Below are 13,453 nucleotides of genomic sequence, written 5' to 3'. Positions count from 1 at the left end.
GATGTTATAGATTCATTATCTCAAATACCGCTGTATGAACCCACTCATTATTCATTTGTAGGTCATTTTCTATGATCCTACTAAAGGTGAAACCATTTTTTAAAAGCACTCTCTTAGAGGCAAGATTATCCGTTGCCGCTCCCGCAATGATTCTATTTAAACCATAAGTATGAAATGCTTTGTCTAAAACGAGTTTAACCGCTTCGCTTGCATAGCCTAAATTAGTAACATTTTCTCCAATCCTATATCCAAGTTCTGCTGTTTTTCTATCACTCCCTAAAACACTTAAATTGATTCTTCCGACCATCATGCCTTGCGAATCTCTAATAAGATGCATATAGACATCACGATTCGTTTGTTCCGTTAACAATTGCGCTATAATTTTATAAAAAGCTTCTAAATCAAAATAGTTAGCTGGTCTGGGAGGTAAATTTCGCTCAAAATACTCCCGATTTTCTTTTTCAAAAGAATAGACATCTAGACTATTTTCTTCAGACAGCAACTCTAAACCTATTCTGTTCATCGCCCTCAATCCTTGTCTGCTTCATTTTCTTTTACGAGATCTTTTTGCGAATCCTTTTCAGAGAGTTTTTGATCGATATACTTGTCAATGGTTTCATAAAATTCCTTGGTCGCTTCACTATCTAATTTTGTCGAATTATGGACTTGATTGACTTTCAATTGAACAGATTGAATACCGTAAGAGGCTTGTTTTTGGTGAATTATTTCTAATTCTTCTTCTGAAATCGGGTCACCAACAATTGTCAAGACCAATTCATTGTCCCTTGACTTGTAGACTTGATTGATGACCGTATAATTGGCAAACTCTTTTCCTACAAACTGTTTGACACCTTCTTTTCGCGCTTGTTCTATAGTCAGAGTAACCGCCGAATAACCGGCTGGAACAACCAATAATACAATCAAAGATATCAAACCAATTTTCATTTTAATGCTTAGCTCTTTGAATGAAGTTAAGGGAGATTTTCTCATTAAAATTTTTGCTCCTATAATGTTGGCTAGCATTATAAAGACACAGTTAATCAAGAAAAGATAGAGAGCACCAAATAAAAATCGTACATTTCCATTAGCTAAACCATAGCCGGCAGTGCAGATAGGTGGCATCAGAGCTGTAGCAATGGCTACTCCTGGCACAATATTGTTTGCTTCTTTTTTCCTTGAACCGATCACACCAGCAATCCCACCGGCAATAGCAATGAGGACATCCCAAATCGTTGGAGAAGTTCGTGCAATCAACTCGCTACTTGCATAAGATAAGGGAGTAATCCAGAAATACAGAGTCGATACAAGTAAACTGACCAATACTTGAGTAAGTAAAACCCCTAGAGCTTGCTTAACTAAACGAGTGTCAAAAATAGCTAAACCTAATCCTAGTCCAACAATCGGTGTCATGAGAGGTGAAATTAACATGGCCCCTATAATAACAGCTGTTGAATTCATATTTAGTCCGATAGAGGCAATAAAAATTGCACACATCAAAATCGCTATATCTCTCGATCTAACATGAAGATCATCGTATAATTTTTCACGGTATTCCCGTGTTGAATAGTTTCTGGTCATTGGTTACTCCTTTTATTTGATTTATTTCTGTTTATCCATTGATGAGGGCAGAGTGATTTTCTGTCAAACATTACATATGTATTTAAATTTTCTTAGTTCTCACCTGTAAGTCTTTTGAAAAATATCCCTTTTTACTAGACAAATAAAAAAGTATCTATCAGTCTATCCTCCATATTATATCAAAAATTTCATGGTCTTTCCCTGAAGAAATCCATCAGTTTAAAAGATTTTTATATCCTTTCCAAGATAGAGAACAGACAAAATTTCAGTTTCCTTATTCTAAGAACAAAAGACTGCATCTCCTATAAAAGAAGATGTAGTTTCATGATTAGGCGTGATGAGTATGTTTCACAATCCATTGCTCCATTTTGATAGTTAACCAGAAGCCATAGATTCAAAACGTGATGATGGTTAGAAGAAACCACTTAATCTAGTTACCGAACAGTTGTACTCCAGTCCCGTCAAAGTATAGACGTTGACCATCCACTAACGTATGTTTGGTTTACCAATTTTGCATCATACAAACCGCCCAAGGTGTTGCGATCCCCAAGGTAAGCCCGCAAATTATGGCTACTAAGATAGAGTATCCAATATAATCTAGGATTCCTCCGTCAAAATAACTTTCAGATTTCATATTATCTCCTTTATTTTTATATGTTTATATTCTAGACACTCTATTGCATTATTATTTTTTACATTTGAACAATCTTACGATAACTTCTTGAAGTAATCATAAAGATTAAAGCATAGAGGAGTGCAAAGATTCCACAGATTGATAAGGTTATAATCAACATCATGGTCGCATCGACTACTCCAATGACCTTTAGAATCAAGCTCAACATATGATAAGCAAAGGCCAGATGGAGGAAGGCAAAGATTACAGGAAGAAAGAAAACGGTCAAGATTTACTTGTTAATAGTTTGCTTGATCTGCTTTTGATCCAAACCAACCTTTTGCAAAATTACAAAGCGTTCGCGGTCTTCATATCCTTCAGAGATTTGTTTGTAGTAGATGACTAATACTGTACCGACCATAAAGATAATGGATAGGAAGATACCGATAAAGAAGAAGCCACCAAACATTGCATTGCCTTCTTGGCTATTATTTGCTTTACTAGATCCGTAAACAACGCTTTCCTGATTTTCAAAATGAAGCGATTGTTTATAAGGAGAGAACAAATCTTGTCCTCTCCAGAGTATGACTTTTTGGTAACCCACTACAGTTGACAAAGAGCCTGAATTTGGTGTGAAAAGTGGTGTGAATTTTGTTAAAAAACGTCAAAAAAACACCCCATGGTGTGAACCATGAAGTGTTGTAAAGCCTGTAGTGTAGCTGGTTCTTAACGTTTTGAGAACTGGCTAGCTTTACGTGCTTTCTTAAGACCTGGCTTCTTACGTTCTACCATACGGGCATCACGAGTAAGAAGGCCTGCGCGTTTCAATGAATCGCGGAAGTCAGGGTCTACTTGAAGAAGGGCACGAGCGATACCGTGACGGATAGCGCCTGATTGACCAGCGTAGCCACCACCATTAACGTTTACGAAAACGTCATATTGACCAACAGTTGAAGTAACTGCGAATGGTTGGTTGATAACCAAACGAAGGTCAGCGTGTGGGATGTACTCTTCAACATCTTTTTTGTTTACAGTGATTTTACCAGTTCCTGGAACAAGGCGAACGCGTGCAACAGCGTTTTTACGACGTCCAGTACCTGCATATTGTGCTTGTGACATACTTTATTGTTCCTTTCCTTAGATAAGTCCTGAAATATCAAGAACTTCTGGTTGTTGTGCAGCGTGAGTGTGCTCAGCGCCTACAAATACTTTCAACTTCATACCTTGAGCACGGCCAAGAGTATTGTGTGGAAGCATACCTTTAACTGATTTTTCGATCAAACGAACAGCGTTCTTAGAGCGAAGTTCACCAGCAGTGATAGACTTCAAACCACCTGGGTACATTGAGTGAGTGTAGTAAACTTTATCAGTTGCTTTTTTACCAGTCAATTTAACTTTTTCAGCGTTGATAACGATTACGAAGTCACCTGTATCAGTGTGTGGTGTGAATGTTGGTTTGTTTTTTCCACGAAGTACGCTTGCTACAACTGCAGAAAGGCGTCCAAGAGGTACATCAGTAGCATCTACTACATACCATTTGCGTTCAACTTCACCTGGCTTAGCCATGTATGTTGTTTTGTTCATGATTTCTCCTATATGAATATCGTTTTTGTTTACAGGGCGGATGTTCCGGTCCGCGGGTTATTTGAAAGGTTCCGGGGCCTTACAAATGGGGTAAACAATACCGCCTACTATCATACCAAATTTTCTAACCAAAAGTCAATATATTTGATGCAATTATTTATAAAATAACGATTTCATTTCTATTTAGTCTGAAAGTTCACTGCCAATGCTAAAGAGTCCTAGGGTACCTGGCCCAGTATGCGTCGAAATAACCGGACCAAGAGGCAGGATAAGAACTTCTGTGATTTGTCCAGAAGCCAAAAGCTGCTCCTTGACATTTTCAGCGACTTCTTTTTCACCTGCATAGGCGACCACCACCCGTGGATCAGAAATCGTCTCTAAGGTCATCCGAACCACCTCGGCCTGCGCCTTCTTCTTGCCTCGCACCTTAGCGACCGAATCCAGACTTCCGTCAGCTGTGACTGCGATGATGGGCTTGATATTGACCAAGCTTCCCATGAGAGCCGCTGCCTTAGAAATACGGCCACCCCGCATGAGGTGGTTGAGGTCATCTACTAAGAAATAGGTCTGGACTCTAGGCACTAGACTTTGGAGCAAGTCTGCCGTCTGCTCCAGACTTTGACCTGCCACTCTCGCTTCTACAGCCTTCATCACCAAGAGCCCTTCACCCATCGAAGCTGCCTTGGTATCAAGGATGGTGATGATCGCCTCAGGATAATCCTCTAAGACCATCTCCCGCGCCATGACTGCACTTTGGTAGGTTCCAGACAAGGCTGAAGCAAAAGCCACATAGAGAACCGCTGTGCCCTCCTGAGCATACTGGCGAAAAACATCTTCGAATTGGCCGACATTGATCTGGCTGGTAGTCGGCTTGCTGCCGGACTCCATCTTGGCTAAAAGCTGCTCACTGGTCAGCTTATCTGGCCCGACAGTCTCGTAGGTTTGGCCGTCCAGCTGAATGGTCAAGCCCAGAACCTGCACATCATGTTCTTGGGTCCAGCTTTCTGGCAGGTCTGCCGTCGAATCCGTTAAAATTTTAAAGGTCATCTTTTTTCTCCATCATTTTTTAGTTGCCACAGAGAAGGCTGCTCCATGGACATAAGAGGGTTAATAGTGATGCTTTGCCTGCCACCATATCGGGACTAGCTATTGGAAATTGCTTGCTTCTTAGGAAACCTAGTTTCGCTCGGTTAGTCTAGAACAGGACTAACACCTTGAAAACCTTTCAAATCAAACATATATTGGAAATATTCATCTTGTGAATCTGTTAAAATCAAGTTTGCCTTACCATCAAGTAATTCGATACAAATCCATTCCCCATCTAAACACTCAACATCATATTTTTTATCCTCTAAAAATAAATTTGTTAATTGTACTTCTGGATATTTATTTTGGAAAGAAACCATCCCAGAGTCATCGCTTCGGTAGGCAAGCACAGGAACTTCCACTTTTTGATTTCCCATATAAAAGGAACTCATACACCTCTTTTCAGCAAGGCACTCATATTTTCCTTTTACGTAATTCACAATCTCTTTATTTAAAATTGTAGAAAGATTGAGAATACTGATGAGATCCGCCTTATCACTGGATAAGGTTTCGACCTCAATTAGGTATTTCAAAGCACCATTTACCTGACTTCCTTGACCGTATAAATCCGTGCAATTCAAGGAATATTGGGTCAATAAATCCTCTAAGGGATACTGATCTGCTTCCTCAGTGATTTCAAAGCAAAAGCAATAATTATCTTCTCTTTTATTATGATAGATATCATAAATGATCGGTTCAAACGTTTCTGTTTGATATTTTTCTAACAGATAGCTTCCTAGTACTTGCATTAGCCCACCCGATTTCTAAAGACTTCATACATGAGAATGGCCGCTGCGACGCTGGCATTGAGGCTTTGGACATGGCCATTCATGGGAATGGTCAGCATCTCGTCCACCTGCTTTTTGATGTTGCTGGAAATGCCCTTGCCTTCGTTGCCGATGATGAGGGCTAGCTTGCCTGCCGTATTCCACTTATGAACAGGCGTCCCCTGCATATCCGTCCCAAAAATCCAGAAGCCAGCTTCCTTGAGCTTGTCCAGAGCCTGGCTGAGATTGGTCACACGGGCAATAGGAATGTGCTCGATAGCCCCCGTAGAGGTCTTGGCCACAACTGGTGTCACGCCGACTGCTCGGTGCTTGGGAATGATCACTCCCGTGACATTGGTAGCGTCAGCCGTGCGCAAGATAGAGCCCAGATTATGCGGGTCTGTCAAGCCATCCAAAATCAACAGCAGAGGATTCTCTTCCTGCTCCGCTTTTTTCAAAACATCCGCCAAATCTGCATAGGCAAACTCTGATACCCGCAAGACAAAACCTTGGTGAACGGCTCCATCCGTCATCTCCTGTAAGGTTTTCTTGGGTGTCCAAGAGATAGAAACCTTCTTTTCTGCCGCCAAATCTTTCAGCTTGCTCACGTTTTTGCCACGCAAATCATCCTGAATGTAAAGTTTATTTCCCGTATTGGCCATCAAGGCCTCGGTCACAGCATGCACGCCGTAAACAATATCATTTTTTTCCATACTAACAGTATATCACAAGCTCCCCCAAAAAATCTGTCTAAAAGCTAAATATCTCTCTATGACAGCCTAGCATTTCTCAGTAATCAGCTAAAAACTGCTTTTCGTTATCCTATTTATTTTTGAAATAATTCCGCATTTGAAACCTAGAAACTAGCCAGACTAGCTAGTTCCGCTAGCCATTTTCCAAACAAGAGACATCACCTTTCATCAGGCACTCACTTTTGGTCAACAGTTATCAAGAAGTATCATTTACCTTAAAAACCAAAGGAAAGTGACCAGCTGAGGTCTGGGTTACCAAGAAACTATAGGAAAAGTGACCAGCCGAGGCCTAGATTGCCATGAAGCTATAGGAAAAGTAGCCAGCCGAGGCCTAGATTGCCACGAATCTATAGGAAAAGTGGCCAGCCGAGACCTAGATTGCCACGAATCTATAGGAAAAGTGGCCAGCCGAGGCTTAAGCTAGACATACTTCCTCTAAGCATTCACACCAAGAGGTTAAAGTTCTTATCATAGAGGCACATAACTAAACATGCGACAAAAAAAATTCCACTTTTCAGTGGAACTTTTCTCTCTAATTCAACAACCAGCAATTAACATCAGCAAGTTGTATGATTTAGTTATTCTTAAGTGCTTCTTTGATTTCACCAACTGTTGCAGCAACACTTTTATCTTGGAAAGATTTTAATTCTTTATTGCCATTCTCATCAGTTGTCTCTACTGGATTACTGTAGTCATCTGTAGAGCTAGTTGTAAAACCACCTGATTTGTCTGCAATGATCAGTTTACTGTCTGATAAACCTGAAAAGTAGTCATTAATTTCTTTTTCAGATTTACCTTTTAGTAAATTCTTATAAATTGAAATCGTCTGATTTCCGTTTGTTTTGCCGATTGTTGTTTCTGCAATAACTGGTTTCAGCAAAGCATATGAAGCAATTCCTAATGCTACGACTGATAAAGTTAACAGCATCTTTTTCTTAGCCATTTTTTGACCTACTTTCTTATTTCGAAATTCCATATCCTACACAATTCTCTAGCCTAATATAGAGTTTATTAAGAATATATAAGAAAATAACACAGCATAATTTACGACTTGAAATTTTTTATATTTCTTTGCATTCCTCCTTACTAAATTATATAATGTAGTCAGAATCATGTAGTATTGTTTTAACTATTTTCAAGTTTTTTTGGAGATTATGATATGAGATATGATTTTGGAAAAGTTTATCAAGAAATTAGAAAGTCTAAAAACCTCACTCAGTCAAATGTGTGTGGCAATGTACTATCTCCTACAACACTCTCTAAGATAGAGAATGGACTTGTCGTTCCAAAGTATGAGAACATGGCTTTTTTACTTCAGCAAATTAACATGAGCTTTGATGAATTTGATTATATTTGTAATCTTTACCATCCTAGTGAGCATACTCAACTATTAAATCAAATCAGCAATATTCATTCAATTAGTGGAGCAGGAGAACTCGAAACAATTTACAAAAAATGTGAATCTTATCTAAAAACTCATTGGGATATCTCTATCCAAAAATTGCACCAATCCTTGACAGTCATACTTCAAGTCAGAAAGAATGGAATTTCAAACAGAGATAAGGTGACACAAGATATCGTTGACATTTTATGGAACGATCTAAAACACCATGACACCTGGTACGCATCAGATTTCAACATTTTAAACTCCATTCTTTTTGTCCTTCCTACGGAGACTATTCTAGATACCACTCAATTAATTCTTCACAGACTAGAAAAATACTCTGATTTCCAAAATATCCTTCCCATAAAACTAGCCCTTCTATCAAATTTGTCTACCTTTTATTTTTATTACAAACACTTTCCGATGTGTAGTCATATTTGTTCGATTGTTATTAAAACAGCAAAATTACTTAAACGGTATGATGCAATTGCGTTTCATTCGGCCAGAATCGGAATTTGTGATAGCAATGAAGAGCTAATACAAAAGAACCTTGAAATATTACGTTTACTAGAGGAAGATGAATTATTAAAAATTATTGAAAACGAAATAGCTGCATTTCATGCTACTAAGGCATCAAACGAAATGGGCATTCCATGGATGTTGTGATATGAGCTCTATAATTTCTACAGTGGTTCACTCCCTGTAAGAATTATAGAGCTTATTTTAATGTAGAGATTAGTTTTCCTATTTTTAAACTATCCCTCCAACATCAAAAAAGAGAGAACAAATCGTTCTCTCTTGTGCTTGCATTGGCATCCACTAGGGCTGACTAGAAGCTATTATTTTACTTTAGCAGTGCTTGTGATAACTTCAACTGATTTTTTAACAGCGATATCATGTTTAAGCATTTCTTCTGAAAGCAATTGGCGAACGCGGTCTGCTTCCATGTTGTAGTCTGTTGCCAATGAAGTGATTTCTGCTTCAACTTCTTCAGCGCTAGCTTCAAAGCCTTCTGCTTTCGCAACTGCTTCTACAACAAGGTTCGTCTTAGTGCGTGCTGCAGCATCTGCTTCATATTGTTTGTGAAGGTCTTCTTGAGTTGTACCAGTGATTTGGAAGTACATATCAGGAGAGATCCCTTGACGTTGCATGTTGCCGAGGAATTCGTTCACAGCGCGATGAACTTCTTCGTGAATCATTTCTTCTGGAAGGTCAACGATTTCTGCATTTTCTACTGCAAGGTCAATCGCTGCTGCTTCAACTGCATCGTTGTAAGCTGCTTCTTTCGCTGCTGCTAATTCTTTACGGTATTTTTCTTTCAATTCAGCAAGAGTTTCAACTTCTTCGTCGATGTCTTTTGCAAGTTCATCATCAAGAGCCGGAACTTCTTTTTCTTTTACTTCATGGATTGTTGTAACGAATTTTGCTTCTTTACCAGCAAGGTCAGCTGCTTGGTAGTCTTCTGGGAAGGTTACAACAACGTCTACTGTTTCACCAGCTGAGTGACCAACCAATTGGTCTTCGAAGCCTGGGATGAATTGACCTGAACCAAGTCCAAGTGAGAAGTTATCGCCTTTTCCGCCGTCAAATTCAACACCGTCAACAGAACCAACAAAGTCGATGACAACTGTATCACCTTCAGCTGCTGCTCCATCTTTCAGAACCAATTCAGCCAAGTTATTGCGTTCACGCTCAATGCGCTCATCAACTTCAGCATCAGTAACTTCCTTAGAAACGTCTACAGATACTTCAAGGTCTTTGTAAGCACCCAATTTCACTTCAGGTTTTGTCACAACTTCAGCAGTGATCACCCATTCTTGACCTTTTTCCATTGAAGTCACATCAATTTTTGGTTGTGCAACCACTTCAAGACCAGCTTCTTTTACAGCTGCTTCATAAGCTGCTGGAAGCAATGCATTCAAGACATCTTGGTAAAGTGATTCTTCACCAAAACGTTGGTTGAAGACTGGACGAGGAATATGACCCTTACGGAAACCTGGTACAGCGATATTTTTCTTAACTGCATTAAAAGCACGATCCAAAGCAGGTTTGATTTGGTCTTGACCGATAGTAAAAGTCAATACACCACGATTTGTTTCTTTGTTTTCAAATGATACAGACATTCTGTCAGTTCTCCTTCAAATTTTTTGCATACAATCCATTATAACATAAGTAGCAGTTTTTTCAAGCGACACCTTTTATTTTTCGCCTTTTTCCCCTTTCATACGCTGAAATCCAAGCTACTTTTTACTCTTTTTTGACCATTGCCCAGCTCTTAGCAGACAATATTTTACTATCACTGTGGATTTATTTCCCTCTCCAACACGAGAATCGACTAGCAAAATCTGCCATTTTGGAAAAGAGAGTGGGACAGAAATCGGTAATTCGTTAGAATTCGATTTCGTCGTCCCACCTCCGCACAGTTGAGTAGGGCTGTAAAAGCTGATGAAATCAGCGTAGTAGAGCCCACTCAACCACTGCGTCTTGCTCGACAATCCAAAGACAATTGAGAGGCTAGGACTTTTGTCCCAGCCTCTTCTCCTCTTCTACTAAGATTTTCGAACCCTATCTTCAATATAAGACGCTCTAGCTCCGCCAATCAACTTGGGACGACTGGCAAGGGCGGTAACGTGAGCCTGGCCCAAACTGCGCAGTTGAGGGCGAATCGGAACCTGAACATGCTTGACATGCATTCCGATTGACGTATCTCCCACATCCAAGCCAGCATGGGCTGTGATAAACTCAACCTCCACAGGATCTTTCATATAGTCAAAAGCCGCTAGCTGGCCACTCCCGCCTGCATGTAGGCTGGGCAGGACATTGACAATCTCTAGGTCTTTCTTTTCTGCCAATTCTCGTTCCACAACTAAGGCACGGTTGAGGTGTTCGCAGCCTTGAACGGCCAAGTAAATCCCCCGAGCTTGCAGAATATCTAACAAGGTCTTGACAATGACCTGGCCGACTTCCCTACTGGAATGCTGGCCAATCTGTCCCCCCATGACTTCACTAGAAGATAGACCTAGGACAAAAATATTTCCCTTGACCAAACCCGCCTTGTCCAAGACATCTGTAGCGATCTGTCTGGTCTCCTTTTCAAGCTTCTCTAAATCCATCTTTGACCTCACTTACTCTGGCTGAACGGCTCTTTTCAAGACAAGGGGAAAAGCTCTGTAAAGGGCATATCCAACCACCAAACCAAAAATATTTTGCATGACATTGCCCCAAATCGCTGCGATAGCTGCACCAGGGCCACTCAAAATGCTACCAAAGAGAGCATAGCCACCGACCATGGCAAGTCCAGCCAAAAGCAAACCGATATAACGCTGCTTGCCAGTGAAGCCAGCAAAGTAGCCTTGAAGGCCATGACAGATGAGGCTAAAGACCATCCACTGAGGATAACCGGCCACCAAGTCAATCAAGAGACCTGACAAACCCCCAACCAAGGCTCCTTCCTTACGACCAAAATAAAATGCGGTAAAGTAAATCCCTGCATCTAGCAAGGTTAGAAAACCAGTGGGCGTAGGGATTTTGAAAAAATTCCCTAAAACAATGGATAGGGCTGTAATGACAGCCAGCAAAGCGATTTTTCTTGTCTGATTATTTTTCATATTGAATAACTCCATACTGATCTGAGCGCTGGATAGCGCGGTAAACAAAATCTTTTGAATAGTTGACGGCTTCAAGAGGTGATTGGCCTGCTAAAAGCTGACTAGCTATGCTAGAAGCAAAGGTACAGCCGGCTCCTGTATTATTATTTGGTAAAACAGGACTTTCCAACAACACAAAGTCTTTGCCATCGTAAAATAAATCAAGGGCCTGATCTTGGTTGAAACGATTTCCTCCCTTGATGACGACATTTTGAGCTCCCAGTTCATGGAGAGTCACAGCCGCAGCCTTGAGATCATCCAGACTCTTGATATCCGACTGGGTCAGGATTTCTGCTTCTGGTAGATTGGGCGTGATAATGGTCGTATAAGGGAAAAATTTGATCAATTCATCACGAAGAGCCGACACTTCCACATCGTGGGTTTCCTTGCAGACTAGGACAGGGTCTAGCACGGCTGGTATCCCCGCTTGCTTTTTGATGAAGTCCAGAGCCTGATCTGCAATGGCAACCGTTGGTAACAAGCCCAACTTGATAGCCGAAAACGGCACATCTTTGAGCGAGGAGAGTTGCTGCGCAAAGACCTGCTCGTCGGTCGGAAGGACTTCAAATCCCTTGTCCGTCATAGCGGTCAAGCAAGTCACCGCTACAAAACCATGCAGGCCATGGACCGTATAAGTAGCCAAATCCGCATGAAGACCACCACCACTAAAAATATCATTGCCAGAAAGGGCTAAAATCAGCTTATTCTTCATAGATAATCTCCTTTAGGTAAAGACCGTTAGGTGCTGCAGTCGGCCCAGCTAGCTGCCGATCCTTTTCTTCTAAAATCCGTTCGATTTGGTTGACCGGCATCCGCTTATTTCCAATCTTGAGCAGGGTTCCCACCATGTTGCGGATTTGCTTATAGAGAAAGCCATTGCCCGAAAAAGTAAAGACTAGAAAATTGCGTTGCGCATCAAAAGTCAGACTAGCCTTTGTAATCGTGCGAACCTTATTTTCCACACTGGTACCTGAGGCTGTAAAGCCCGTAAAATCGTGCGTTCCCTCCAAGGCTTTGATGGCCTGCTCCATCAGAGGAATCTCCAAAGGATAGGGATAATGGGTCGCATAGTGGCGCATCATCGGATTTTTTGGACGACCAATATCCACCAGAAACTCATAGGTCTTGCTGTGCGGCTTGTAACGGGCATGAAAATCTTCCGTCACTTCCTCCACAGAAATGACATCAATATCTTCTGGCGTCTGGGTATCCAAGGCAAAACGCAGCTTTTCTTCATCCCTAGCTGACGGGAGGTCAAAGTGAATGACCTGCCCAAGCGCATGAACGCCGCTGTCGGTCCGACCAGCTCCGTGGATGACAATGGGCTGGCCTTTGTTAATACGAGTTAAGGTTTTTTCGATTTCTTCCTGAACGCTCCGAGCATGAGGCTGGCGCTGAAAGCCAGCAAAGTCATGTCCGTCGTAGGAAATAAGGGCTTTATAACGAGTCATGTCCTTATTTTAACAGGAAAAAAAGCCTGTCGCAAGAGAGAAAGAATATAACTGTCTGGGTACAGAAAGCATTGACAGGAAGCTCTAAATCAAGTAAACTAAAAAACGCAAGGAGGACACTATGGCAAAGGATATTTCTTACACCCAAGGGCAGGAGCGCTTTCGCTATCGGGCTGCTGCAATTATCATTGAGGAGGAAGCCCTCTGTGTCATGTCATCTTCTAGCGAGGACTATTTCTATTCAGTTGGAGGGGCAGTCAGATTTGGAGAGACCTCCAAAGAAGCTGTCCAGCGAGAAGTTTTCGAAGAAACAGGACAAAAGTATGAGATTGAAAAGCTAGCTTTTGTTCATGAAAATCTATTTTCCAACTCAACCGGCATCCTCAAGGGACTAGACTGTCATGAGATTTGCTTCTATTACCTAATGAAGCCTCACGGCAAGCAATTTGATTACCAACATAAGCAAGAACAAGTCTACTGGATCCCCCTGACAGACTTGGAAAACTACAAAGTTTTTCCAAAGGAAATCACACACATCCTCAAGCACCTTCAAACAGGTATCCAGCATATCATCAGCAAAAAAGAATGAAG

Annotated in this window: 15 protein-coding genes and 2 pseudogenes; 2 read left to right on the top strand and 15 right to left on the bottom strand. The window is 41.1% G+C overall.

Annotated features, from left to right (window positions below):
• Window positions 1-4 precede the first annotated feature (4 nt).
• The 10 genes and pseudogenes from HBA50_RS01905 to HBA50_RS01860 all read right to left on the bottom strand — a co-directional run bounded on the left by HBA50_RS01905 (window position 5) and on the right by HBA50_RS01860 (window position 7,356).
• Window positions 5-523 carry a GNAT family N-acetyltransferase gene (locus HBA50_RS01905; RefSeq protein ID WP_045500667.1) on the bottom strand — a complete coding sequence of 173 codons (519 nt, stop codon included), beginning with the start codon at window positions 521-523 and terminating at the stop codon, window positions 5-7.
• Between the two features lie 5 nt (window positions 524-528).
• The gene (locus tag HBA50_RS01900) at window positions 529-1,578 is read right to left on the bottom strand and encodes a DUF389 domain-containing protein (protein ID WP_045500665.1); all 1,050 of its coding nucleotides are present in this window, start codon (window positions 1,576-1,578) and stop codon (window positions 529-531) included.
• A gap of 328 nt (window positions 1,579-1,906) precedes the next feature.
• Window positions 1,907-2,212 (bottom strand): annotated as a pseudogene (locus tag HBA50_RS10160) (DUF898 family protein).
• 58 nt (window positions 2,213-2,270) lie between these two features.
• Window positions 2,271-2,711 (bottom strand): annotated as a pseudogene (locus HBA50_RS01890) (FtsX-like permease family protein); the annotation flags it as partial.
• A gap of 206 nt (window positions 2,712-2,917) precedes the next feature.
• A complete protein-coding gene (rpsI, locus tag HBA50_RS01885) occupies window positions 2,918-3,310 on the bottom strand; it encodes a 30S ribosomal protein S9 (RefSeq protein ID WP_015605730.1) in 393 nt (130 codons plus the stop codon).
• Window positions 3,311-3,328: 18 nt separating this feature from the next.
• Window positions 3,329-3,775: a 50S ribosomal protein L13 gene (rplM, locus tag HBA50_RS01880; protein ID WP_003026230.1), complete on the bottom strand. Its 447-nt coding sequence runs from the start codon at window positions 3,773-3,775 to the stop codon at window positions 3,329-3,331.
• 183 nt (window positions 3,776-3,958) lie between these two features.
• Window positions 3,959-4,822, bottom strand: a complete 864-nt coding sequence (locus HBA50_RS01875; protein ID WP_045500660.1) for a DegV family protein — start codon at window positions 4,820-4,822, stop codon at window positions 3,959-3,961.
• A 143-nt stretch (window positions 4,823-4,965) separates the two neighbouring features.
• Complete coding sequence (locus tag HBA50_RS01870) at window positions 4,966-5,610, bottom strand: hypothetical protein (RefSeq protein WP_045500657.1); 645 nt, start codon at window positions 5,608-5,610, stop codon at window positions 4,966-4,968.
• Window positions 5,610-6,341: a 23S rRNA (guanosine(2251)-2'-O)-methyltransferase RlmB gene (rlmB, locus tag HBA50_RS01865; RefSeq protein WP_045500654.1), complete on the bottom strand. Its 732-nt coding sequence runs from the start codon at window positions 6,339-6,341 to the stop codon at window positions 5,610-5,612. Before rlmB ends, HBA50_RS01870 begins: the two co-directional genes overlap by 1 nt.
• 613 nt (window positions 6,342-6,954) lie before the next feature.
• Window positions 6,955-7,356 carry a hypothetical protein gene (locus HBA50_RS01860; protein WP_045500652.1) on the bottom strand — a complete coding sequence of 134 codons (402 nt, stop codon included), beginning with the start codon at window positions 7,354-7,356 and terminating at the stop codon, window positions 6,955-6,957.
• Between the two features lie 183 nt (window positions 7,357-7,539).
• On the opposite strand from HBA50_RS01860, the gene HBA50_RS01855 reads away from it, so the two are divergent.
• Window positions 7,540-8,430 (top strand): helix-turn-helix domain-containing protein, encoded by an 891-nt coding sequence (locus HBA50_RS01855; RefSeq protein WP_045500649.1) that lies wholly within the window; start codon window positions 7,540-7,542, stop codon window positions 8,428-8,430.
• A 173-nt stretch (window positions 8,431-8,603) separates the two neighbouring features.
• Here HBA50_RS01855 and tig read toward each other — a convergent pair whose 3' ends face one another.
• The 5 genes from tig to truA form a co-directional block, all read right to left on the bottom strand.
• Window positions 8,604-9,887, bottom strand: a complete 1,284-nt coding sequence (gene tig / locus HBA50_RS01850) for a trigger factor (protein ID WP_045500647.1) — start codon at window positions 9,885-9,887, stop codon at window positions 8,604-8,606.
• A gap of 426 nt (window positions 9,888-10,313) precedes the next feature.
• Window positions 10,314-10,877, bottom strand: a complete 564-nt coding sequence (locus tag HBA50_RS01840) for a TIGR01440 family protein (protein WP_045500645.1) — start codon at window positions 10,875-10,877, stop codon at window positions 10,314-10,316.
• A 12-nt stretch (window positions 10,878-10,889) separates the two neighbouring features.
• The gene (locus HBA50_RS01835; protein WP_045500643.1) at window positions 10,890-11,372 is read right to left on the bottom strand and encodes an ECF transporter S component; all 483 of its coding nucleotides are present in this window, start codon (window positions 11,370-11,372) and stop codon (window positions 10,890-10,892) included.
• Window positions 11,362-12,123, bottom strand: a complete 762-nt coding sequence (locus tag HBA50_RS01830; protein ID WP_045500641.1) for a bifunctional hydroxymethylpyrimidine kinase/phosphomethylpyrimidine kinase — start codon at window positions 12,121-12,123, stop codon at window positions 11,362-11,364. The genes HBA50_RS01835 and HBA50_RS01830 overlap by 11 nt, the downstream gene beginning before the upstream one ends.
• A complete protein-coding gene (gene truA / locus HBA50_RS01825) occupies window positions 12,113-12,862 on the bottom strand; it encodes a tRNA pseudouridine(38-40) synthase TruA (protein WP_005591721.1) in 750 nt (249 codons plus the stop codon). Before truA ends, HBA50_RS01830 begins: the two co-directional genes overlap by 11 nt.
• 121 nt (window positions 12,863-12,983) lie before the next feature.
• Between truA and HBA50_RS01820 the strand changes: the two genes are divergently transcribed.
• Window positions 12,984-13,451, top strand: coding sequence for an NUDIX hydrolase (locus HBA50_RS01820; protein ID WP_045500638.1), 468 nt, complete (start codon window positions 12,984-12,986; stop codon window positions 13,449-13,451).
• Window positions 13,452-13,453: the final 2 nt, after the last annotated feature.

Source organism: Streptococcus cristatus ATCC 51100, assembly GCF_011612585.1.
Lineage (GTDB): Bacteria > Bacillota > Bacilli > Lactobacillales > Streptococcaceae > Streptococcus > Streptococcus cristatus_H.
This window is presented reverse-complemented; position numbering and strand designations above follow the sequence as displayed.

Bases quoted from the DNA above. Each gene is read 5' to 3' on its own strand.
- HBA50_RS01905 (WP_045500667.1), bottom strand. From the start codon at position 523: ATGAACAGAATAGGTTTAGAGTTGCTGTCTGAAGAAAATAGTCTAGAT.
- HBA50_RS01900 (WP_045500665.1), bottom strand. From the start codon at position 1,578: ATGACCAGAAACTATTCAACACGGGAATACCGTGAAAAATTATACGAT.
- rpsI (WP_015605730.1), bottom strand. From the start codon at position 3,310: ATGTCACAAGCACAATATGCAGGTACTGGACGTCGTAAAAACGCTGTT.
- rplM (WP_003026230.1), bottom strand. From the start codon at position 3,775: ATGAACAAAACAACATACATGGCTAAGCCAGGTGAAGTTGAACGCAAA.
- HBA50_RS01875 (WP_045500660.1), bottom strand. From the start codon at position 4,822: ATGACCTTTAAAATTTTAACGGATTCGACGGCAGACCTGCCAGAAAGC.
- HBA50_RS01870 (WP_045500657.1), bottom strand. From the start codon at position 5,610: ATGCAAGTACTAGGAAGCTATCTGTTAGAAAAATATCAAACAGAAACG.
- rlmB (WP_045500654.1), bottom strand. From the start codon at position 6,341: ATGGAAAAAAATGATATTGTTTACGGCGTGCATGCTGTGACCGAGGCC.
- HBA50_RS01860 (WP_045500652.1), bottom strand. From the start codon at position 7,356: ATGGAATTTCGAAATAAGAAAGTAGGTCAAAAAATGGCTAAGAAAAAG.
- HBA50_RS01855 (WP_045500649.1), top strand. From the start codon at position 7,540: ATGAGATATGATTTTGGAAAAGTTTATCAAGAAATTAGAAAGTCTAAA.
- tig (WP_045500647.1), bottom strand. From the start codon at position 9,887: ATGTCTGTATCATTTGAAAACAAAGAAACAAATCGTGGTGTATTGACT.
- HBA50_RS01840 (WP_045500645.1), bottom strand. From the start codon at position 10,877: ATGGATTTAGAGAAGCTTGAAAAGGAGACCAGACAGATCGCTACAGAT.
- HBA50_RS01835 (WP_045500643.1), bottom strand. From the start codon at position 11,372: ATGAAAAATAATCAGACAAGAAAAATCGCTTTGCTGGCTGTCATTACA.
- HBA50_RS01830 (WP_045500641.1), bottom strand. From the start codon at position 12,123: ATGAAGAATAAGCTGATTTTAGCCCTTTCTGGCAATGATATTTTTAGT.
- truA (WP_005591721.1), bottom strand. From the start codon at position 12,862: ATGACTCGTTATAAAGCCCTTATTTCCTACGACGGACATGACTTTGCT.
- HBA50_RS01820 (WP_045500638.1), top strand. From the start codon at position 12,984: ATGGCAAAGGATATTTCTTACACCCAAGGGCAGGAGCGCTTTCGCTAT.